This is a genomic window from Chitinibacter fontanus, from assembly GCF_013423785.1.
In the GTDB taxonomy this organism is placed as follows: domain Bacteria; phylum Pseudomonadota; class Gammaproteobacteria; order Burkholderiales; family Chitinibacteraceae; genus Chitinibacter; species Chitinibacter fontanus.
The window spans coordinates 1,519,559-1,540,489 of the sequence record NZ_CP058952.1; the positions used below are offsets into that span (position 1 = coordinate 1,519,559).

General features: G+C 51.1%; 18 protein-coding genes. 16 read left to right on the top strand and 2 right to left on the bottom strand.

Features of this window, described 5'->3' with window-relative positions:
• Positions 1-3: 3 nt before the first annotated feature.
• Complete coding sequence (locus HZU75_RS07010; protein WP_228028226.1) at positions 4-753, bottom strand: M15 family metallopeptidase; 750 nt, start codon at positions 751-753, stop codon at positions 4-6.
• Positions 754-1,019: 266 nt separating this feature from the next.
• Here HZU75_RS07010 and tssJ point away from each other — a divergent pair, with 266 nt between their 5' ends.
• The 11 genes from tssJ (at position 1,020) to HZU75_RS07065 (ending at position 14,356) form a co-directional block, all read left to right on the top strand.
• Positions 1,020-1,577 (top strand): type VI secretion system lipoprotein TssJ, encoded by a 558-nt coding sequence (gene tssJ, locus HZU75_RS07015; RefSeq protein WP_180308420.1) that lies wholly within the window; start codon positions 1,020-1,022, stop codon positions 1,575-1,577.
• Positions 1,578-1,642: 65 nt separating this feature from the next.
• Entirely contained in the window at positions 1,643-2,992 is a 1,350-nt protein-coding gene (gene tssK / locus HZU75_RS07020) for a type VI secretion system baseplate subunit TssK (RefSeq protein WP_180308421.1), read from the top strand.
• Positions 2,993-3,001: 9 nt separating this feature from the next.
• Positions 3,002-3,697 (top strand): type IVB secretion system protein IcmH/DotU, encoded by a 696-nt coding sequence (gene icmH / locus HZU75_RS07025; protein ID WP_180308422.1) that lies wholly within the window; start codon positions 3,002-3,004, stop codon positions 3,695-3,697.
• Positions 3,698-3,703: 6 nt separating this feature from the next.
• Entirely contained in the window at positions 3,704-4,192 is a 489-nt protein-coding gene (tssE, locus tag HZU75_RS07030; RefSeq protein ID WP_180308423.1) for a type VI secretion system baseplate subunit TssE, read from the top strand.
• A gap of 14 nt (positions 4,193-4,206) precedes the next feature.
• Complete coding sequence (locus tag HZU75_RS07035; RefSeq protein ID WP_180308424.1) at positions 4,207-7,263, top strand: type VI secretion system Vgr family protein; 3,057 nt, start codon at positions 4,207-4,209, stop codon at positions 7,261-7,263.
• The gene (locus HZU75_RS07040; RefSeq protein WP_180308425.1) at positions 7,250-7,777 is read left to right on the top strand and encodes a hypothetical protein; all 528 of its coding nucleotides are present in this window, start codon (positions 7,250-7,252) and stop codon (positions 7,775-7,777) included. Before HZU75_RS07035 ends, HZU75_RS07040 begins: the two co-directional genes overlap by 14 nt.
• A 3-nt stretch (positions 7,778-7,780) precedes the next feature.
• On the top strand, positions 7,781-9,376 hold the full coding sequence (locus tag HZU75_RS07045; protein WP_180308426.1) for a LysM peptidoglycan-binding domain-containing protein: 1,596 nt from the start codon (positions 7,781-7,783) through the stop codon (positions 9,374-9,376).
• A gap of 2 nt (positions 9,377-9,378) precedes the next feature.
• Positions 9,379-9,960, top strand: a complete 582-nt coding sequence (locus HZU75_RS07050; protein ID WP_180308427.1) for a hypothetical protein — start codon at positions 9,379-9,381, stop codon at positions 9,958-9,960.
• A gap of 19 nt (positions 9,961-9,979) precedes the next feature.
• Positions 9,980-12,622: a type VI secretion system ATPase TssH gene (tssH, locus tag HZU75_RS07055; protein WP_180308428.1), complete on the top strand. Its 2,643-nt coding sequence runs from the start codon at positions 9,980-9,982 to the stop codon at positions 12,620-12,622.
• Positions 12,623-12,632: 10 nt separating this feature from the next.
• Positions 12,633-14,096 carry a hypothetical protein gene (locus HZU75_RS07060; protein ID WP_180308429.1) on the top strand — a complete coding sequence of 488 codons (1,464 nt, stop codon included), beginning with the start codon at positions 12,633-12,635 and terminating at the stop codon, positions 14,094-14,096.
• Entirely contained in the window at positions 14,093-14,356 is a 264-nt protein-coding gene (locus HZU75_RS07065) for a PAAR domain-containing protein (protein ID WP_180308430.1), read from the top strand. Before HZU75_RS07060 ends, HZU75_RS07065 begins: the two co-directional genes overlap by 4 nt.
• A gap of 105 nt (positions 14,357-14,461) precedes the next feature.
• On the opposite strand, the gene tssA is transcribed toward HZU75_RS07065, so the two are convergent.
• Positions 14,462-15,586: a type VI secretion system protein TssA gene (gene tssA, locus HZU75_RS07070; protein WP_228028227.1), complete on the bottom strand. Its 1,125-nt coding sequence runs from the start codon at positions 15,584-15,586 to the stop codon at positions 14,462-14,464.
• A gap of 193 nt (positions 15,587-15,779) precedes the next feature.
• On the opposite strand from tssA, the gene tssF reads away from it, so the two are divergent.
• From tssF to HZU75_RS07095, 5 genes are all read left to right on the top strand, one after another.
• A complete protein-coding gene (tssF, locus tag HZU75_RS07075) occupies positions 15,780-17,633 on the top strand; it encodes a type VI secretion system baseplate subunit TssF (RefSeq protein WP_180308431.1) in 1,854 nt (617 codons plus the stop codon).
• Positions 17,597-18,619: a type VI secretion system baseplate subunit TssG gene (gene tssG, locus HZU75_RS07080; RefSeq protein WP_180308432.1), complete on the top strand. Its 1,023-nt coding sequence runs from the start codon at positions 17,597-17,599 to the stop codon at positions 18,617-18,619. Before tssF ends, tssG begins: the two co-directional genes overlap by 37 nt.
• Positions 18,620-18,870: 251 nt before the next feature.
• On the top strand, positions 18,871-19,233 hold the full coding sequence (locus HZU75_RS07085; RefSeq protein ID WP_180308433.1) for a GntR family transcriptional regulator: 363 nt from the start codon (positions 18,871-18,873) through the stop codon (positions 19,231-19,233).
• A complete protein-coding gene (locus HZU75_RS07090; RefSeq protein WP_180308434.1) occupies positions 19,230-20,096 on the top strand; it encodes an ABC transporter ATP-binding protein in 867 nt (288 codons plus the stop codon). The genes HZU75_RS07085 and HZU75_RS07090 overlap by 4 nt, the downstream gene beginning before the upstream one ends.
• On the top strand, positions 20,083-20,928 hold the full coding sequence (locus tag HZU75_RS07095; protein WP_180308435.1) for a hypothetical protein: 846 nt from the start codon (positions 20,083-20,085) through the stop codon (positions 20,926-20,928). Before HZU75_RS07090 ends, HZU75_RS07095 begins: the two co-directional genes overlap by 14 nt.
• Positions 20,929-20,931 lie beyond the last annotated feature (3 nt).

The window sequence follows — 20,931 nt, forward strand, 5'->3', positions numbered from 1 at the left end:
TTGTTATTTATTTTTCACTAGCACCGCGAGCGAACCTGTTTGCTCGATGTGCCCATAATCTTTGAATGACCACTTACCACCCCAAGTCAGCCCCAGTGCGACAGCTTCTTCGCCTAGCGCCTGATAGGCATCAAAAGCCCAAGGGTCTTTCTCGGAAATCACCACTTTGCCATCCTTCATCGGCGCCAAATCGACGGCGATGCCATATTGATGCTTGCTTTGGCCACCCTTGGCTTTAGTCACTACATTTGCGAGCTGCGCCAAATCATCTTGCCGCTCAGGGCTGCGATATCCCTCAAGCAAAGCAAGCGGATACCCACGTTCCTGCATTTTTTTCATGAGCAGCAACACTTGTTGCACAAACTGTGGATTGAGTTTGCTCCAGTCACGATCGGCAGTTGCCAGCCCTGGACGGGCTGCAATTGCATTAACAAAAACATCCGGAGGCAAAGGGGCTGGCGGTTCAAGCTTCGCTTCAGCAAAAGTCGTTTGAATGTGAAGTGCTTGGACATATTCCTGCGGGATAACAGGCTTTAAAACATGCAAGCTATTAAATCTTAACGTCACCGCAATGACCGCCATCACCAACACGATGCTTGCAAATGGCAATACCAATTTTCGCTTTCCTTGCCTATCTACAATAACAACATCATTGTCAGATTCAGACTCAAGCTCTACTAGCTCGATCGGTTTCAGTAGCGCTTTTTCGCTCACAACTTCACTTGTTACTGACAGCATTTCGCGGGCTGGCAAGAAAAACCGCCACCCAAGCCACAGCAAAGAAGCAAACAAAACAATTAGAATCAATGAGATATACAGCAAAATCGAACACCAAAATGCTTACGCAACAATTATAATTTTCTTATATTTCGCTCGATGTTAATTGATTTTAGCTTTCAACAACGTAATGTACCTCACAGATACATGACGCAACGCATGATATAAAGGCCTGCCATTGCTTGGGTTTTCCCCCACCAAAACCCAAACACAGGTTCTAAATTCAACTACAAGAAAGTACCATGCGCAGCTTTACCCCTTTTTCACGCCTTATTTGCATTGCTTTGCTAAGCCTATTTTTCAGTGGATGCGCCAGCAAAGGACCGGTCGATCTCAAGATCCAAGGCGATGCCGCCGCAGTGATCAACCGTGACAATTCTGGAAAATCACTGTCCTTAGTTTTGCATTTGTATCAACTCAAGTCGGCAGATGAATTTACTCGCCTCACCTTTGATACTTTTGCTAGTGGCCGCCCGAGCAATGAATTGCTCGGTAATACGCTGATTGCACAATCCGAATTCGTGATGCTGCCAGGCCAACAAGGCAATCTCCCCATCACCCTGCAAACTGAGACGCAATTTATTGCAGTTGTTGGTTTTTTCCGTAAGCCCGATCCTCAATTCTGGCGCGCCCTGATCAAGGCCGAGGATTTACGCGATAGCAAACAGCTCACGATCAAAGCGGAAGATTGCTATCTGCAGATAGTTTCTCCCAAAGCTCAGTTGATCCCTGGTCAACCCATGAACTTTCAGGCCAATTGCGGTATTGCACCTGCGAAGAGCACCAAGAAAATCAAATAACTCATATACCCACACTGGTATAGCCAGCTAGGCCAGATAAAAAGCAGTATTGGAGCAAATACTCAATGTTGAGAACCAAACGGATTTTGTGGGGCGAAGGCATGTTTCTTCGCCCGCAACATTTCCAGCAACAAGCTATTTTTCATGACAATCAGCAAGCGCAAATTCGCCAATTGTTTTCGCGTCACGCTTGGGGGCTGCAAAAATTAGACATTGATTTAGCCGCTTTGCGTGGCGGCCAAGTGCGGATTGATACGCTGGAGCTACTGTTTCGCGATGGCACGCTATTTCAAGCACCACAGGCGGAGCCGTTACCTCTTTCGCGCAACCTAAATGAAATTCCCCAGCTGGGTGTGAGCTCTGTGCTGTACGCCTGCCTGGCTCAACTGCAGCCCTATGGTGGCAATACTCAATCAACGGAACAAGCTGCGGCCAGACCCACCCGTTATCGCAACGCACATACTGGCGTTGCGGATTTATTCACTCAAGCGTTAGAAGCCGATTTAACGACGCTGGAGCTAGACGTTCGCCTAATGGTTGAGGAAGAAAATCGGGATGGTTACGATTCGATCCCGCTGGGTCGCATCGTCAAAGATGCCACTGGCCAGTGGGCGATCAGCAACGATTTTTATCCACCCGCAACAACGATCAGCGCGATCAGCGAGCTACAGCAAAGCTTGCGTCGCTTGCTCGATATTTTGCTGGTTAAAAGCCAAGCATTGGCCGGTGCGCATCGCGAGCGGGCTAAAAATGTCATGGAGTATGGCACCACCGATATCGCGTCATTCTGGCTCTTGCATACAGTGAACCGCAACTTTGCACGTTTAAATCACTTGGTCAAATGCGAGCCGCTCCACCCCGAAGAACTCTATCGTTCATTGGCTGAATTCTGTGGTGAGCTACAAACCTTTTCATCGGTGTATACGCTGGCCGACATTCCACCCTATCGCCATGAAGCTTTGCACGAAACGCTGCCGGTACTCGATACGCAAATCCGCGAATTACTCGATACCGTCATTTCGGCGCGCTACGCCGTAATCCCGCTCAATTCACCGCGCCCATCGTTCTACATCGGCCACTTGGAAAGCGATCGTTTCCTCGACAATGTCGACTTCTACTTGTCGATCCAGAGCGAGCAGTCGGCAGCCACTGTGATCGAAACCGTGCCGCTGAAATTCAAAATCGGCGCGCCAGACGATGTGGAAAAAATCCTCAACTCGGCCATGCGGGGCGTCAGCCTGTCGTACGCCGCGCAAACACCGTCGGCGATTCCCGTGCGTGTTGGCAATCACTATTTCGCGCTTGAACCGCGCGGCGATATTTTCCAGCGCATGCTGCAATCGCACAGCGTCTGCATCTATGTGCCGCAATCACTGTCTGATTTAAAACTCGAACTAATCGCTGTATTTCGCTGAGATTAAACAATGAATCAAGCTGTCGCTGAAGCTCATCCACTCACCGTTGCCAAACCCGCCGCGCCGAGCTTGCGCGAACTAATGGAAGATGGCGTCTATCTATTGTTTTTATTGCGTGACGGCAACGCCCCCAGTAGTGCGCCCGAATTTAATCGCCGCGTTGACCATTTTCTGGCTCAGTTTGAAAAAAATGCGCGTAATTTCAATAAAGAAGGTCTTGGCATTAGCGAAGCCAAATATGCTTTTTGCGCGCTGATGGACGAAATTATTCTGTCGTCAGAATTTAGCTTGCGCGACGAATGGGAACGCATGCCGCTGCAATTACGTATTTTCGGCGAGCATTTAGCCGGTGAAGGTTTTTTTGACCGGCTTGAAGTATTACGTCGCGATCCGAACGCCAATATCGAAGCACTTGAAGTGTTCCACACCTGCTTATTACTGGGCTTTCAAGGTAAATACCTGCTCGAAGGGCAAGAAAAACTAGGCTACCTAACCGCACGTGTTGGACAAGAAATCACCCAAGTGCGCGGCGGCAAAGCGGCCTTTTCACCCAACTGGAAACTACCACAACGCTTTCAAGCCTTTGTGCGGCACGAATTGCCCTTATGGCTATACATCGCGCTGCTGGCCTTGGTCGGCGCGGGCATTTTCCTGACCTATCGCTATTTGCTCGCTCACGATTTAAGCAAAGTGCTGGGAGTGTAAATCGCAATGAGCCTCGCCCGTCGTCAAACACTCACGCTGCCATCCATTCTGGATCGGCTCTTAGATGATGAACCCGATATCACCCAATCGGCGGGCTCTTTGCTGTTTGAATTACCGCAATTTCGCCGCTCACTCGCGCGAGATCTGGAAGCACTTCTGAATACCCGCACCATGGATCAGGTCGAGCTATTTGACGCGCATCCGCTTGCGAACGATTCGATGCTGCAATTTGGTATCCCCGATTTATCGGGCGTGAGCCTGCTCAACCCCGACGATAGAGAAATGCTCCGCGAACGCCTACGCAAAGCCATCGAGCGCCACGAACCACGCCTATCACGCGTGCGTATTAGCTTGGACGCGCCACGGGAGTTGGAGCGCCATTTGCGTTTTCGCGTTGATGCGGTGCTCAAAGTGCATCCGCATCGTCCCCCTGTCAGCTTTGACGCCACTTTACAGCTCTCGTCCAACGTCTATCGAGTCCAAAGCGATCGCTAATCGGAACAGCCCTTATGAATATCACTGACCTGCTTTCTTCCTTTGCCGCTGCTTTCAACCAAGACCAACGCCTGATCACCCTCCAACTCGGCGACGGTAGCGCTTGGGGCGAGCAGCTGTTGCCGCAGTCGGTGACGGGTAGCGAGGGGGTGAATCAGGCTTATCGCTACACGCTGGAATGCCTGTCGCCCGATGGTGCGATTGAACTCAAATCGCTGCTCGGTTTACCCGTGGTGATAGGTGTTACGGATTCTGAGGGGGGCGTCATTGAGCGTTGCGGTGTGGTGTCGCAAGCTCAATTGCTCGGTTCGGACGGTGGTTTTGCCAAGTATGGTTTGCAGGTCGAACCGCCGTTTGCGCTGCTGCGCCATCGCCGTACTTCACGTGTTTTTCAGGATATTTCGGTTCCCGACATCATCAAACAGGTGATTGGTGAACATCAGGCGGCGAACTCAGTGTTTGCGGCAGTCCAGACGCTGGATTTCAAACTTAGTGGCGCTCACCCCCAGCGCTCCTACTGTTTACAGTATCGCGAATCCGATTACGATTTCCTTCTCCGACTGATGCACGAGGAAGGCTTGGCGTGGCGCTTTGAACACCAGCCGGCCGATTCACCACAAGTGCAGTTGGTCGTCTTTGACGATGCGTTTGCGCTTCCTGAAGCCAGCGATTCACAAGTCCGCTTTCATCGCGCCGATGCGACTGAAGAAACTGATGCTCTGCTCGAATGGACTTCACAACGCCAAGTCGGCAGTAACAACGTTGCACTAGCCACCTTTGATTACAAAGCCAGCAACACCAGCCACAGCGGTGACGAGAGCGCAGTGGATCAAGGCGACGGTGGGCAGCAGTTACAAGCCTCGTTCGAAGACTACGACCCGCAAAGCCTGTACTACGCCAGCGACTCTGAGCAACTGAGTCATTACGCGCAACTGCGCCAGCAAGCGCATGATGGGCAAAAGAAATCATTCAGCGGCAGCGGTACGCTGCGCAGTTTGCAAGCAGGCCAATGGTTTCGATTGGAAGATCACCCTGCGCACGAATGGGATAGCGCTGAGCAACGTGAGTTTGCGATTACCGAACTCACCTTCACTGCTCACAACAATCTGCCGCATGATTTAACGCAGCAACTGCACCAGATTGCTCCAAGCCTATTGGCAAGCAATACCGCCGCTAATGGTTCGACAGATACACCGGCACCGTATCGGGTTGAATTCAAATCCCAACGGCGTGGTCAACCGATTACACCTGCCTTTAATGTGAATGGCACGGGTAGTGAACAACTCGCCAAACCCAAATCGCGTGGTGTGCAAACCGCCACTGTGGTGGGGCCTGCGGGTGAAGAAATCCACACCGATGAACTGGGCCGCATCAAGGTTCAGTTTCACTGGCAACGGCCCAACGAACATGCCGACTTTGGTGCCAATCTCGACGATAAATCATCGTGCTGGATCCGCGTCGCCTATCCGAGTGCTGGTGCGAGCTGGGGCCATCAATTCATCCCACGTATCGGGCAAGAAGTGCTGGTGGACTTTATCGAAGGCGATATCGATAGACCAATCATCACTGGCGTTGTCTACAACGGCAGCCACCCGACGCCGACGTTTAGCGGTGCAGGTGCGCTACCCGCCAATAAAACGCTATCGGGTATTAAGAGTAAAGAATACAAAGGTGGCCAGTACGGCGAATTACTCTTTGACGACAGCACCGGCCAAGTGCGCACCAAACTTAGCAGCGAGCACGCCAAAACCCAATTGAACCTCGGCTACCTGATTCACCCACGCACGAATGGCAAAGGGGAAACGCGAGGCGAAGGGTTTGAACTCCGAACCGACGCCCACGGCGCGATTCGCGCTGGTCATGGTCTACTGCTCACCACCGAAGCCAAAGGCGGCGCAGCGGGTAAACAGCTCGACCGCAACCCTGCCAGCAGCCAGCTTGAATCCGCGCTCGAACTCGCGAAAAGCCTCGGCGAAGTCGCGACCAAACAACTGGCCGACACCATCGAAACCGGTGAGAACGAGCAAACGATCAAACCCGATAACTCTAACGGCGAGAAGCACAAAACCGGCCACCTGCACCACCACGTTCACGCCGCGAAAAGCTGGGAAGCAGGCACGAATACGGATTCAGAGGGCAAAACCAAATCAGAAGACCAAGCTGGCCAGCAACCGCTGCTGATGATCCACGGCCAGGACGGCCTTGCTCTTACAACACCACAAAGCCTGACCCAAAGCGCCGGCAGCAATATCGACCAAGTTGTGCAGCGGGACAACAACCAAACCACGGGTCGGCGCTGGATTCATAATGTTGGCCAGCACATCAGTCTGTTTGTGAGTGGCATCAAAGACAGCATTGCGATCAAACTGGTCGCCGCGAAGGGCAAAGTGCAGATGCAGGCGCAGAGTGATGACGTGGAGATCACTGCTGACAAGAACGTCAAAATAACGGCGTGTAAAGAGAGAGTTGAAATTGTTGCCGGTGATGAGATTTTGCTTGCATGCGGTGGCGGATATATCCGGTTGAAAGGTGGAAATATCGAAATTCACTGTCCAGGTGAAGTTAGCGTTAAAGGGAAAAATCACATATTGAGTGGTGGCACACAAATGCAGCAAACTCATCCTGAGTTTATTGCAACACAGCCCAAGCCATTTAGCATAAAAACAACTATTGACAAAGAAATTGAAGACAGTTTGAAATTGAATGGAACTTCGTCGATTAAGTATAAATATATCAATCAAGATGGGGAGATTGTTGGGCAAGGTAGTTTAGATGATTACGGGAGAACATCCCGAATTTATCAGGATCATGCCCAACCTCTTCAGCTCATTATAGGAAATGATGGCCCGTGGCAAGTTTTATCTGAAAAAAATGAGGATATACATGGATGTGAATGTGGTTCAGACCATGACCACATTCATGATGAAGAGCTTGATTACACACCTACAGACACCGAAGTAGAATTACCACAAAATTTAAGTAACGACCATTTTTTCTCTTCAGAATTTGTTACCAAGCAAATTTTTAATGACGAGAAAATCAGAAAAGAGATCCAAAATGCTAACGATTAGAATCGCAATTTATATTATTTTTGTATTTATTATTTCAGAAACATCATACGCAAACGAGATAAAAAAAATCGATTTAAAAAACGGAATTAACTTTATAGAGCAGAAAGGAGCTGCAATTGCAATCACGAAATCTAAAGGGAAATTTGTTTCCGGGAGTGAATCAGATTTCTTTACAGGATATTTTTTACCGTCAGGAAAAACCGGCGAATGGATAATCATTCAAAACATAAACAAAACAGGGCCCGCTTCGTATTATTCAAATGAAATAAACAACATGGATTGTAATACACAAAGCATTGCCTTCTTCAAACGCAACAATGAACTACTCTTTGCAAGAGCAGAGCGTAGCGACCTTGAACGAGACTGTAGCATTGGAAAGGCAAACATTAAAATACATTTTTATAAATTTACTGTCACAGCGGAAATTCCAAAATTTATAGAAACAGAAACTAAGACTACGAAAAATAAGTACTTGGACGCATTTGATGCATTAGAACATGAGTCATGGGAGTAATAAATGTTTGTTAGCGCAACCTATGATAGAGAGAATAAAACAGCAAAATACACAGATAAAGATGGAAACATTACGCTTTATATAGGTGGATCTTTCGCTTGGCGATTAAACAATCCTGGCAACATGGCAAAACCGGGGAAGCGCAAAGTCAATGGCGTTATTGGATATGCGCAAAGAACATCAAAGTCAGGACTTTTTTGCATATTTGAAAGTGCAGAAAAAGGGAAAGAAGAAAAAATAAGGCTAATTAAAGAGGTATATGGCGATAGCACATTATCTCAAATGATGTATGCTTACGCCCCTCCTGAAGACTCAAATGACACAGAAGGATATATTAAATACCTTTCTAAAGAAGCGGACATCAAACCAAGTGACATAATAAAAGAAATACCACCAGCAAACTTTGATAAATTAATAAGCGCAATAGGAAAGAAAGAAGGATTTATCCCCGGCGAAATTGTGCCACTTGGAAAACCTGTTAACCTAAAATTTGAGGATGCATTAAAAAACCCAATAATTAACACGGAAATCAAAATCAAAGATAAAAAAGGATCAACCGTATTAAAAACAAATAAAGAAGGGATGCTACCCGAGATATTTTCTAGCTTCTTTAAAGAAGAAATCGAAATACACATCAAAGGGATCGAACAAAAAACAGAGAAAATTCTGATCGGAAAAGTAAATGAACTTTTAGATTTTTATACAATAATTGCTCCCTTTGCGATACAGACTGCCACACCAGCAATCCATAACAAGCCGAAGAGCGAGATTAACAATATTCATATTGTAAAAAAGGGGGAAACTTTAGCTAGCATTGCACAGAAATACAACCTCACCGTCGATGATTTTAAAAAAGTAAACAATATTGTAAACGAAAATAAAATATTCGAAAGACAACACCTCGTCATCCCCAATAATCATGCAAAAAATACGGCCACAAAATCAGACAAAAATTCACATGATAAAATTTCAGAACTAAAAGGTTCAAGACAAACAAATCAAAGAACTGAAAGCAATCATCCAGTCGTACTAATTAGCTCACACCCAATAGAAGTTAGTGGAGTTTCATGGGTGAAGAAGTTTCCCACAAGCACAAGTCTAACCGAATTGATTGAACCATTTAAGACAAGTGCAATAGAGTTTATTGGGCAAATGAGAAAGTCAGGAATTAGTGTTCGCATATCGACCACCTACCGTCCAATCGAAAGATCTTATTTGATGCACTATGCTGCGGAAATTGCAAGAAAAAAAATTAAGCCCGAAAAAGTACCGAAATGGGATGGCGTTAATATTGATTGGTGTCATAAAAAAGCCGATGGAACAATAGATGAAGAAGAGTCAATAAAAGCCGCGGCGAGGATGGTTTCGGCCTATGGCATAGGAAATAATCCAGTAGGAAAGCCAGCAAAATCAAATCATAATTTACGAAGAGCTGTCGATATGACCATTTCTGGCTACAAAGGTAAAAAGATAAAAATATTCGACGGCACGGAAAAAGATATAAATGAATTCAAAGACTTAGTAGAAGCTGGCGCCAGCTACGGAGTTTATTGGTTCGGAAGCAAAGACAAACCTCATTGGTCGTTTAATGGTAGATAATAATGCGTATTACACTATTTGCTGTACTTTATTTTGCTAGTTCTTGCTATGCGACGGAAGTTACAACCGGGGTCTTTTCAGATATTTCAATATCAAATCCATCAAACACAAAATACAATCAGAGAAAAGAACTATTATTCCTTACCAACGAGAAAATCAATCAAACTAAGACACTGACTATTTATCAGAACTTAACCGGTCCTAGTTTTCGGCCCATTTGCTGCATAACGATTACAACTATAGACCTGATTGAGAAGAATTTAATTTTATCAAGAAACAAATACGATTCTGAGCTTAAAGAAACACTCGACAAAATCCAAGGCTATTCCTATATATATTCAGCAAAATACACAGAAGAAGGAAATAAGATTCAAAAACTTATAAAAGGAAACGTAGGCCCAACTAGTACTCTGCCGGCCATCGAAAACAAAGACCTTAGCGATAAAATCGTGACGATGCCATTAAAAATTGGCAACGACTTTATTAATATAAAAACAAGTAACTCCCCAGATAGTGATTATTATATTTTCTATGTTAACAATAACAAGCGCGGGAAATATAAAGTTCCTTTTTTTGGAAACTAACTAGGATAAATTAATTACTATGTCCACCCCACTCAAATCCCTGATCAACCGCCTCACCCCCACCGCGCGTCGTGCGGTTGAAGAGGCGGCTAGCCGCGCTTTGTCGCGTAGCCATTTTGAAATCGAAATCGAGCACGTGGTGCTCGCACTGCTGTCGCACGACGATAATGCGGGGGTGGCGGCTTTGCGCTCGCTGGGTAGCAATATCGAGCAGATCGAGCGCGAGCTGGATCGCGCTTTGGAGCAGTTTCGTACAGGCAATACGCGCAATCCGGTGTTGTCGAGCTGGCTACCCAAGTGGCTGGAAAAAGCGTGGTTGATGGCAAGTACCGAGTTTGGGCAGGATGATGTTTCGACGCTGGATTTACTGCTGGCGCTGGTGCGTGATGATGCGCTCAAGACCACAATTCAAAGTAGCAGCAGCGCTTTGAGCAAGATCGACGCTCAGCGTGCAATTGGTGGGTATATCGCTCTACGCCAACATGGTAATGAATTAGCGAGCAATACTTCAAATGTCACTACCGAAGAGCAAGACGATGGCAATGTGCCAGCGACGCCTATGTCGCGTAAAGGCAGCCCGGGGCTGGATAAATATACGATTGATCTGACTGCGCAGGCCAAGGCGGGCAAGATTGATATGGTGCTGGGGCGCGATGCTGAAATTCGCCAGATGATCGATATCTTGCAGCGCCGCCGCCAGAATAATCCGATCCTGACTGGCGAGCCGGGCGTCGGTAAAACCGCCGTCGTTGAAGGCTTGGCGCTCAAAATCGTTAGCGGCGAAGTGCCGCCGGTGTTAACTGGCGTAACGTTGCGCACGCTCGATCTGGGTTTGTTGCAAGCGGGAGCGAGTGTGAAGGGCGAATTTGAAAACCGCCTGCGCCAAGTGATCGACGAAGTCAAAGCCAGCCCAGTGCCGATTATTCTGTTTATCGACGAAGCGCACACGCTGATTGGCGCCGGTGGAGCTGCAGGGCAGAACGATGCGGCGAACTTGCTCAAGCCCGCTTTGGCGCGCGGCGAGTTGCGCACGATTGCGGCGACAACATGGGCCGAATACAAGAAATATTTCGAGAAAGACGCAGCGCTAGCGCGCCGTTTCCAGGTGGTGAAAATCGACGAACCAGCACCCGAAATCGCGGTGCAAATGGTGCGCGGGATTACCGAGGCGATGGCCAAACACCACAATGTCGCGATCATGAACGAGGCGATTGTATCGGCGGTGAATTTATCCAGCCGCTACATCATCGGCCGCCAGTTGCCCGATAAAGCGATCAGCGTGCTCGATACCGCGTGCGCGCGCGTGGCGCTATCCCGCGCTGGCCGCCCGGCACCGATTGAAGACGTTGAAGTGTTGGTCGCGAATATCGAGCGCGAAGTGAAAGCACTGCAATCCGAAGAAGGCCACGCCGAGCGCATCGCCGAGCTGACCACGCAGCGCGAAGCGCTTGAAGGCGACTTGCAAAACCTCGTCGTAGCGTGGGAAGCACAGCAAGCGGTGATTGCCGAGATCGAAGCGCTAAAAGCCGCTTCGGATGCTGCGAGTAAACCCACGAAGGGCAAAAAAACCAGTCCACTGCAAGCCAAACGCGCCGAGCTGCGCGCCTTGCAAAAAACCTTGCCACTGGCGTACGAGTGCGTCGATGAAAATGTCATCGCCGATGTAATTTCTGGCTGGACTGGTATTCCGCTCGGCCGCATGGTCAGCAATGAGTTGGAACAAGTACAAAAGCTGGCGAGCCTGCTCGCCGAGCGCGTGATCGGGCAAGACCATGCCTTGGCGCAAATCGCCGAGCGAGTGCAAATCGCCAAAGCGAATTTGGATGACCCGAGCAAGCCTAAAGGCGTGTTTATGCTGGTGGGCCCGTCGGGCGTCGGCAAAACCGAAACGGCGTTGGCGCTGGCTGAATCGCTATACGGCGGCGAGCGCAATCTGATTACGATTAATATGTCCGAATACCAAGAATCGCACAGCGTGTCGGGCTTGAAAGGCTCGCCACCGGGCTATGTGGGTTACGGCGAAGGCGGCGTATTGACCGAGGCGGTGCGTCGTAAGCCGTATTCGGTAGTGCTGCTCGATGAAGTCGAAAAAGCGCACCCGGACGTGCTCGAGCTGTTCTTCCAAGTGTTTGATAAGGGCATTTTAGAAGACAGCGAAGGCCGCGAAGTTGACTTTAAAAACACGATTATTTTACTGACCAGCAATACCGGCACCGATTTGGTGATGCGCGCTTGCGATGGTGGCGTGACGGTGGGTGAAGAAACGCGCGACCCGACGGCGGAAGATTTGATCGAAATCCTGCGCCCTACTTTACAAAAAACCTTTAAACCCGCGTTCTTGGGTCGCTTAACCATCGTGCCCTACTTCCCGATTGGCGATGAAGTCTTGCGCCTGATTGTAAAACTAAAATTGAGCAAAATCGCTAAGCGCATCGCGCAAAACCACGGCGCGGTGCTCGATTATCCAAACGAGTTGATCGACGCGATTGCCGATCGTTGCATGGATGTTGATAGCGGCGCACGCGATGCCGATGCGATCCTAACACGCACCGTGCTGGCTAAGATTTCGGCCGACTTGCTCGCCCGTATGGCCAGCGGCAAGCCCGTGAAGAAAATCGCGCTGTCGCTCAAGGGTGACGACATCAAAGTGAAATTGAGCTAGGAAAAACGCGATGTTGGGAACACTAGGGCTGTTTAGCGGGCTGTTTAGCGCGTGGTGGATGATTTTGTGGTGGGCACTGCCAATCAGTTGGCAAAAAATGAGCCCGACCGCACTAATGCTGCTGCACGTCGCGCCGCCAATCATCATCGGGATAGGTTATCGCGTCTGGCAATCGATTCAGGAAAAACGCGCAGCGCAAGCCGAGGCAGACGCCACCAGCACCGCCGAAGCCGAACGCGTCGCGCAACGCGAAGCAGCTCGCGACCAGCACGCGCAACAGTTGGCCGAGCGCCAGCACAGCGTGAGCTGCCGCGGTGTTTGGGCTCAGGCCATGACAATCGGCGCAGAAGAGCCCGACTGGCTGTCCGAACTGCCTGATGGCGTATTCTGGCAAACGCAAATAGAAGACGAGATCGATGCGTCGATTGAACTCACCGAGGCGCTGGCAAGCAATATCGAGCACGTGCTAGTTGATCTGTACGCCAGTGCACCCGGGGCGGCGTGGCTGCCGCATTACTTTGAAGCGCTGCCGCAGATTGAAGGACGCGAGCAACTGGCCTTGGTGCAAGGCGCGCAAAACAAGGCGATTGCCGCGCAGATCTTTGATGAAGAAGCGCACGCTGACGTACGCTTTCTGCCCGGCTCGGGCGCTTTGATGGCGCGTGTGCAGCAACTTCTACAGCAAAATCTGGCCGCCCCCGGCGTGGTGATTCTGGCGGCCGATAGCCCGATTGTGGCCAAAGGTGAGCTGGATGAATGGGACATGCTCGACCCCGAGCTCAACTCCCGCAATCCATGGCTAGGTATAACCAGCCAAGCCACAGTAGCTATGGTGTTTCTACGGGATACCCTGCCAGAAGTGCTTAAACCCGAGCTGGCCGAGCAGAACGAACACGATGTTTACACACCGTACTGGGAAAAGCAGCAAAGCTACGGTAATGAGCTGTGGGGGCGTGTGCCGCCACAATGGCAAGTATCGCTGGCCGAACTGCCGACGCTGGCGCAATTGCATCAGGCCGAAGCCGCAGAAGTTGAATCAACCCAGCTGCAAGTGCTGACGCGCAAGCTACACACGATGTTTGACCATGCCCTCATTAACGCAGGCCTGCGTGATTATCCGTTTAGCGAAGCAGACAAAGACCCTGCCAAAGACCAGGCGCACAGCATTGCCTGGCTGGTGCATAACAGCGGCGACGTGGATGTCGGCGCGAACCGGTTGGCGGCAGTATCAAGCGCGCTCAATGCCTTCGAAGTACCGCTCAACCCGATTGATGATGCCAGCAATATCGTGCGTGAGTGGGGCGATGTTGGCGCGGCAAGGTCAGCCCTGCAAACCGCGTTAGCAATTACCCATAGCGCACGCCTCGCGGCACCAACCGTCCTCGCTGAATTTCACTCGCCCGATCTGAATGCCGCGGAGCCAAGTACCGCAATGATCATCAGCATTTTGCGACCACAGGAAAACCCCGCATGAAACGTGTGATACGCCTCGGAGATCCAACTAGCCATGGCGGTGTAGTCATCAGTGCCGCACCTAAAAGTGTGCTGTTTGATAAGCCCGTTGCCAGAGTGGGTGATAAGGTCACCTGCCCCATCAAAGGCCACGGCACCTGCCCGATTGTTGAAGGTGACCCAACTTGGCTAGTCGATGGCAAAGCCGTCGCACTCGAAGGCCATAAAACCGCCTGCGGTGCTGCGCTGATTTCTACCATGCCGCAAGTTGGCAAGGGATAAAGGTTGGGGATTAACCTAAATTTAGTGGGTATATTTACTTAAAAACCATTAAACAATGGATACAGAAACATACCCACCACCGTATCTCATTCAGCGCCAAGAACCTCAATCCCGCCGGATATCCAGCAATTCATTCAACTGCCCTAGCGTTGAGTCATCCTTGATCACTGAGCTGAGCCATTCTTCTAGGCTCATTTCGGCCCATTTGGCGGCGCGTTCAGCTAGCAGCGCGACGGGGCTGTGGGGTTCGTGTTGGCGGAAGTAACGAGCGACTTCTTGCAGTTGGCGTACTGCGTCGGCGCGGTTTTGGATTGGGCCGTGCATCACGGGTGCGGCAGGCGCGGCGTGCGCGTATACGGGCTGAGGCATAACAGAAGCGGCAGAGTGCGGCATGTCGGCGACCTTAGAAGCGATGGGGGCGGTGAGTAAGCTGCCAGTGCTGGCGGCGGGGGTTGGCTCGCCCCATTGCAGGCGCAGGCGGTTGACCACTTCTTGGCAGGCGCTCAGTGCGCCGCGTAACTCGGCCAAGCTTGGTGCGGCGTAGCCAAAGCGCTCATCAATGCGCTGATCGAGCGCTTGGTACGCGTTTTGCGCGGCTTCAAGTTCTTGATGCAATTGCGCAAACCACGTCGGGCCGCTGGCGTTAACGCTTTTATCAAATACATCGCCGGCCAGTTTGCCTTCGGCGATAGCCGCTTCTTTAGCCTGATAGTCTTTCAACCCGAGGTTTTCGACGTCGCGCGATTCTTGCCACTGCTGCCAGTTGTAGCCGCCATGCTGCGGATGGGTCAGCGGCACTTCACGCAACGCCATACCCAGCTGGGTATTACACCACTCTAGCTTGCCGACGCGCTCGTCCAGATCGTCTGGGTCGTACTCAGGGTAGCCCGACTCCCAATATTGCTCGAGCAAGCCATCCATCGTTTGCAACGCCAATTGTGCACCGACAAAGCCACGCGTTTTAACCAGCGCTTCGCCGTACCACACGGCCAGCTGCAGATCTTTACTTTGTGCGCTCAAACCCTGCTCACACAGGTTGATCACTTTGTTCCAATCGGCAGTTTTGAGCTGCTGCCCCCATTCACCTTGCGACAGCGTCGGGTCATCGGCGCGGCGCGCTTCGCGGATTTGGTCAAACAAGCTGGAGTAGCCTAAATCCTCACCCGCAGGTTGATCTGGGCTAATCGGCGCGAGGAGCGTACTGAGTTTTTCGGGGATATTCATAGACATTTACAGCGCAGTATGGGGTAGATGATTGAATGGCATTGACGCTGAACGGGTAAATTTTGTCAGTAATTTACATCACACAGTAGAAATTTACCGGTTCATCATTACGTATAAATAGCCGATAATGTCAGGCTTTCTGCACTGAGCCGTGCTCAGGATAGATTGTTTTCCTTTTTGTCTGGAACTCCTCGCTCGCATGCTCGACTCTCTGCTGCCGTATTACGAACGCGAACTTAGTTTATTGCGCGAACTTTCTGGTGAATTTGCACGTCGATACCCCAAAATCGCTGGCCGTTTACAGCTCGAAGGCGATCAGTGCGAAGACCCGCATACCGAACGGCTGATCGAATCGTTTGCTTTTTTGGCGTCGCGCATTCACAAAAAACTCGATGACGAATACCCCGAAATTGCGGCCAGTTTTCTCGATGTGCTGTACCCACACTATTTGCGCCCGATTCCTTCGTCGAGCATCGTGCAATACGAGTGCGACCCAGAGCGCCCCGAAATCGCCAAGCGCTATACCATCGCGCGCGGCCAAGCAGTGCATGCGCCCGCGATTGGCGGCGTCACGTGCAAATTTCGCTCGTGTTATTCGGTTGATTTGTACCCGCTATCGCTCACCCAGGCTAAGATCGAGCTCACCAGTAGCTCGCCCTATTTAAGACGTATAGCGCCAGATGCCGCAGCGATATTGAGCCTAGAGCTAAATACCCATGGTGGATTGGCACTGTGTGATTTAGATCTGCAATCGCTGCGCTTCTTTTTGGATGGCGAACCGGCATTGATGCATTTGCTGTATGAATTGCTGCTATCGAACACACTGCAAGTGCGGGTCGGCGACGGCAGCGACGACCCCGCTTTCACGCGAGCGCTACCGACCAGCGCTTTGCAAGCAGTGGGCTTTGGCCGCGACGAAGGCATGCTTGAATACGACGAGCGATCTTTTCTGGGCTACCGCTTGCTCACCGAGTATTTCAGCTTCCCCGATAAATTCCTGTTTGTCGAGCTGCAACAGTTAGCCTCCGCAGTGCGTAATCTGCGCGGCAATAAATTAGTCATTCAATGCGTTTTCAAGCAATGGCCCGATAGCGAGCGCCACGCGCGCCTGCTCAATCATTTGCAAGCCAGCCATTTCAAACTCGGCTGCACGCCGATTGTGAATTTATTTGTGCATCAAGGCGAGCCGATTCGCGTCACACACCAACGCGCTAGTTATCCCGTCATTGCCGATGCGCGCAAACAGCAAGCGTTTGAAGTAATGCAATTGCGCCGCGTGGTGCGCGTTGAAAAAACCGGTAGCCATGAAAGCAGCGAAGAAGTCCTGCCGTTTTATGCTATTCGCCACGGCGCAGAGGAAAATAACGCGCAATTTTACTGGCATGCCAGCCGCGAAGCCTCGCCACGCCAAGACGATAAGGGCACTGATCTAGAGCTGCATCTGGTCGATCTGGATTTCAACCCAGTTCGCCCGAGCGCAGAAGTGCTGAGTATCGAAATGCTCTGCAGCAATCGTGATCTGCCCGAAATGATTCCATTTGGCGGCAATCAATCGGGGCAACACACCGACTTTAGCTTGCCCGGCCATTCGGTCGTCAAACGGGTGCGGCTCTTGCGCAAACCGACTGGAACTTTGCGGCCACCGCAAAAACGCGGCCTGCAATGGCGCTTGGTATCGCATCTGTCGCTTAACTATCTATCTCTGATCGAAACCGGTCGCAGCGCCCTACAAGAAATGCTGGTGCTCTACAATCTGAGCGATTCCGCAGTCAATGCCAAGCAGATTCAGGGCATCGTCGCGATCGAAAGCGCGCCCGCAGTCACCCGCGTGCTGGGGCGTGATTTTGCCGGTTTTGTGCGCGGCACCGAAATAGCATTAACGCTGGACGAAGAAAACTATGTCGGCGGCAGTGTGTATTTATTTGCCAGCGTGTTGGAACGCTTTTTTGCGCTGTATTGTGCGCCCAATAGTTTTACTCGCTTGCGCGTAAAAACACGCCAACAGGAGGTCGCAGCATGGCCAGCACGAGCCGGCGAAGCCCTCGTCATCTAGAGCAGGAGCTGCTCGCCAACCCGAGCGAGTATCGCTTTTTCCAAGCGGTACGCATTTTAGGGCTGAGCGCAAAAAAACGCGGCGAACGTCGTGGTGTTTTGCCAGAGAAGCTACGCTTTCGTACGCTGGCTAATCTGAGCTTTCCGGCCAGTGAAATCACGCGTTTTGCGCCGAGCAAGCACGATGATGATCAACACGAAATGGAAGTCGCGTTCATGGGGCTTACTGGCCCCAGCGGCGTGCTGCCGACTAGCTATACCGAGCTCTTGATCGAGCGCCGCCAACAATTTCGCGACCCAACGCTGCATGCGTTTTTTGATATTTTCAGCCATCGCTCGATTGCACTGTTTTACAGCGCGTGGAAAAAATATCGCTTCTGGCTACAAGTAGAAAATGGCGAGCAAGACGGCTTTACGCGCAATTTGCTTGATTTGGGCGGCATGGGTTTGGGTGCCTTGCGTGGGCAGCTCGGTAAAGACGCGCTACAGAGCGAAAATCTGTTTGTTTATTACGCCGGATTGTTAAGCCAAAAGCCAATGTCGAGCCAAGCGCTCACGACGCTGATCGAGGGCTTTTTTGGCTTTCGTGCCGAGCTGGAGCAATTTGCTGGCCAATGGATGAATCTGCCGCAAGCGGAGCAAACCCAATTGGGTGGCCAATATTGCGAGCTGGGTGTGTCCGCTTTTGCCGGCGATCGGGTGTGGGATCGACAAACCAAGCTCAATTTGCGCCTTGGGCCGCTGCGCTTGGCGCAATACCAAGCGTTACTGCCGCAAGGCGATGGCGCCAAATCGCTCAAGGAGCTGTTGAAATTCAGCCTTGGCCATGGTCTGGCTTGCGATGTGACGCTGATTCTTGATCAGCGTGATGTGCCAGCCGCCCAACTGAATCCGCAGCAGCAGCAGCAGCTCAGCCTCGGGGGCAGTTGCTGGCTTGGTGCTCAGCAGCAAGATCCAAGCGATATGGTGTACTCCTTACTCGCCTAGCCTCAAGCCAGCCTGAGTCATCAGGCAGTTTGCTGTCCATATTTTTTATTCCCTTCGTTCACTTTGCGGCAGGGCAACGGCGTCAGTCCTCTTATACCTAGGCCAGTATTCTATCGAAGACCATGTTTAATATAGCGGTCAAAGCCATACCCAAAGGGTAAGAATTCATTTAGCGCTGCTGCATTTTTTGCTTGCAAAGTAATTCAGCTACAAATATAGTGTGCTACATAACTAACACACAGATACAGCACATGACGGACTGGAATAATCAATCGCCGATCTATCTGCAGTTGGCTGATCGTTTGGGGCAGGCGCTGCTCGATGGCACGCCGCCCGAAGGCCAAGCCATGCCATCGGTTCGGGTGCTGGCGGCCGAATATGGCCTCAACCCTTTAACGGTCAACCGCGCGCTGCAGGCGATGGTCGATGCGGGGCTGCTGGAAAGCCGCCGCGGGCTGGGCATGTTTGTGCTACCACAAGCCAGCGAGCGCTTACGAGCAGCCGAACGAGAGCGTTTCTTAAATAGCGAATGGCCGATTCTGGCCGCCAAATTACGTCGCCTTGGGCTGAGCCCCAGCGATTTGCAATGGTCTTATGAGGAGCAAGGGCAATGAGCGAATTAGTGGCCATCCACGATTTATCGGTGTCATACGGCGCGAAACAGGCCGTTAAACCCATGTCGTTTCAATTAGAGCGCGGACGTATTATTGGCCTGTTGGGTAGCAATGGCGCGGGTAAAACCAGCTTGATGCAGGCGATGATGGGGCTCATCCCGTTTAAAGGCACCATCAATATTCTGGGCTTTGATCCGCGCACGCAGCGCGAAGCGATGCTCGAACACGTGTGCTACATCCCCGACGTGGCGATTTTGCCACCGTGGATTGAAGTGCAGCAGTTGCTGCAATTGATGTGCGGCTTGCACCCTAAATTTAATCGCGAATTGGCGCTGCAAAAGCTGGCGCGCACGACGATCAAGCTCGAATCCAAGGTCAAGCAACTCTCGCGCGGCATGATTGTGCAGTTGCATCTGGCCATCATCAGCGCGATCGACGCCAAATTGATGATTTTGGACGAACCGACTTTGGGGCTCGATATACCAGCGCGCAAAGCGTTCTACGACATGCTGGTGAGCGACTGGTGCAATGAGGAGCGCACGGTACTCATCGCAACGCATCAGATCGATGAAATCGAAAACCTGCTGTCGGATGTGATGATGATTAAAGACGGCGAACTGGTCTTGCACGATCAACTCGACGCACTCGAAGATCGCTATATCGGCCTGCGTTACAGCAGCGAACACAGCGCGGCGGTGGCCGCCGCAGCGCAGCTGCATTGCTTCCGGCAAATGGGTGGCGAATGCGCAATTTTCGCCGCGCCCTTCCCGCCTGAACTTGAACAATTCGGCCAGACCTTCCGCGTTGAACTCGCCGATTTATTTGTTGCCCTGAGCCAAGGAGAGCGCCATGCAACAGTTTAAAACCCTCATGCTGCGCGAATGGATGCAGCACCGCCGCTCGTGGTTAATTTTAGGTCTGTGGTCACCGGTGATTGTCTGGGCCTTGGTGTACCTTGTCTTGCTGACTCAAGGTACACCTCAGTTCAGCGACAATATCGCCACCAATTCCAGCAAAATCGCCGCTTGGGTTATCTCGGCCCAAACCAGCTTTGTGCTTTATTTCAGCCTGATTGGCGTGTTATTTACCGTGCCGGGGCTGCCTTACCGTGATAAAGACGACAAATCGCTGGCTTTTTGGCGCTCACTCCCAATCAATGAGCGCGCGGCGGTCGGAGCACCGATCTTGATGCATGGCATTGTCCTACCACTGCTGGCAATCACCGCAGCAATTGGCTTGAATGTTTTACTCTCTGCGCCGATGTGGATTACGCACCTATCCGCTGGACAACTTGGCGTGCTGCTGGCCGGCGTATTCGGCACCATTTTGCAGGGTTTACTCAGCCTAATCTGGCTGTTGCCACTGGTATTGCTGCTGGCCTTGGGCAATAGCGCCGTTCGCCGCTGGGGTATGGTTTTGGTCATTATTGGCGCGGCCGTGGCTCAATCTTACCTGAGCAAAATGCTCCCGAGCCTCGCCGCGAGCCGCTTTGTTGAGGTGTATTTTTCCGGCTTATTCGGGATTATCAGCCACGTCGATTTTCTGAATCTGATGGCCAGCCCAGGCCAAGCGGCCGAGCAGTTTAGTTTTGTTAGCTCTTTTGCCTTGAACCTGCCCTTTGTGATTAATTTGGCCGTGAGTGCATTGTGTATTGGCGCGCTGATCTGGCGTCGTCAAACCGGTCAAACCGCTTAATAA

Coding starts and splice junctions, on each gene's coding strand:
- HZU75_RS07065 (WP_180308430.1), top strand. CDS start 14,093: ATGAAACGTGTGATACGCCTCGGAGATCCAACTAGCCATGGCGGTGTA.
- tssE (WP_180308423.1), top strand. CDS start 3,704: ATGAGCCTCGCCCGTCGTCAAACACTCACGCTGCCATCCATTCTGGAT.
- tssA (WP_228028227.1), bottom strand. CDS start 15,586: ATGTCTATGAATATCCCCGAAAAACTCAGTACGCTCCTCGCGCCGATT.
- HZU75_RS07035 (WP_180308424.1), top strand. CDS start 4,207: ATGAATATCACTGACCTGCTTTCTTCCTTTGCCGCTGCTTTCAACCAA.
- tssK (WP_180308421.1), top strand. CDS start 1,643: ATGTTGAGAACCAAACGGATTTTGTGGGGCGAAGGCATGTTTCTTCGC.
- tssH (WP_180308428.1), top strand. CDS start 9,980: ATGTCCACCCCACTCAAATCCCTGATCAACCGCCTCACCCCCACCGCG.
- HZU75_RS07095 (WP_180308435.1), top strand. CDS start 20,083: ATGCAACAGTTTAAAACCCTCATGCTGCGCGAATGGATGCAGCACCGC.
- icmH (WP_180308422.1), top strand. CDS start 3,002: ATGAATCAAGCTGTCGCTGAAGCTCATCCACTCACCGTTGCCAAACCC.
- HZU75_RS07085 (WP_180308433.1), top strand. CDS start 18,871: ATGACGGACTGGAATAATCAATCGCCGATCTATCTGCAGTTGGCTGAT.
- tssJ (WP_180308420.1), top strand. CDS start 1,020: ATGCGCAGCTTTACCCCTTTTTCACGCCTTATTTGCATTGCTTTGCTA.
- tssF (WP_180308431.1), top strand. CDS start 15,780: ATGCTCGACTCTCTGCTGCCGTATTACGAACGCGAACTTAGTTTATTG.
- HZU75_RS07045 (WP_180308426.1), top strand. CDS start 7,781: ATGTTTGTTAGCGCAACCTATGATAGAGAGAATAAAACAGCAAAATAC.
- HZU75_RS07050 (WP_180308427.1), top strand. CDS start 9,379: ATGCGTATTACACTATTTGCTGTACTTTATTTTGCTAGTTCTTGCTAT.
- HZU75_RS07060 (WP_180308429.1), top strand. CDS start 12,633: ATGTTGGGAACACTAGGGCTGTTTAGCGGGCTGTTTAGCGCGTGGTGG.
- HZU75_RS07040 (WP_180308425.1), top strand. CDS start 7,250: ATGCTAACGATTAGAATCGCAATTTATATTATTTTTGTATTTATTATT.
- HZU75_RS07090 (WP_180308434.1), top strand. CDS start 19,230: ATGAGCGAATTAGTGGCCATCCACGATTTATCGGTGTCATACGGCGCG.
- tssG (WP_180308432.1), top strand. CDS start 17,597: ATGGCCAGCACGAGCCGGCGAAGCCCTCGTCATCTAGAGCAGGAGCTG.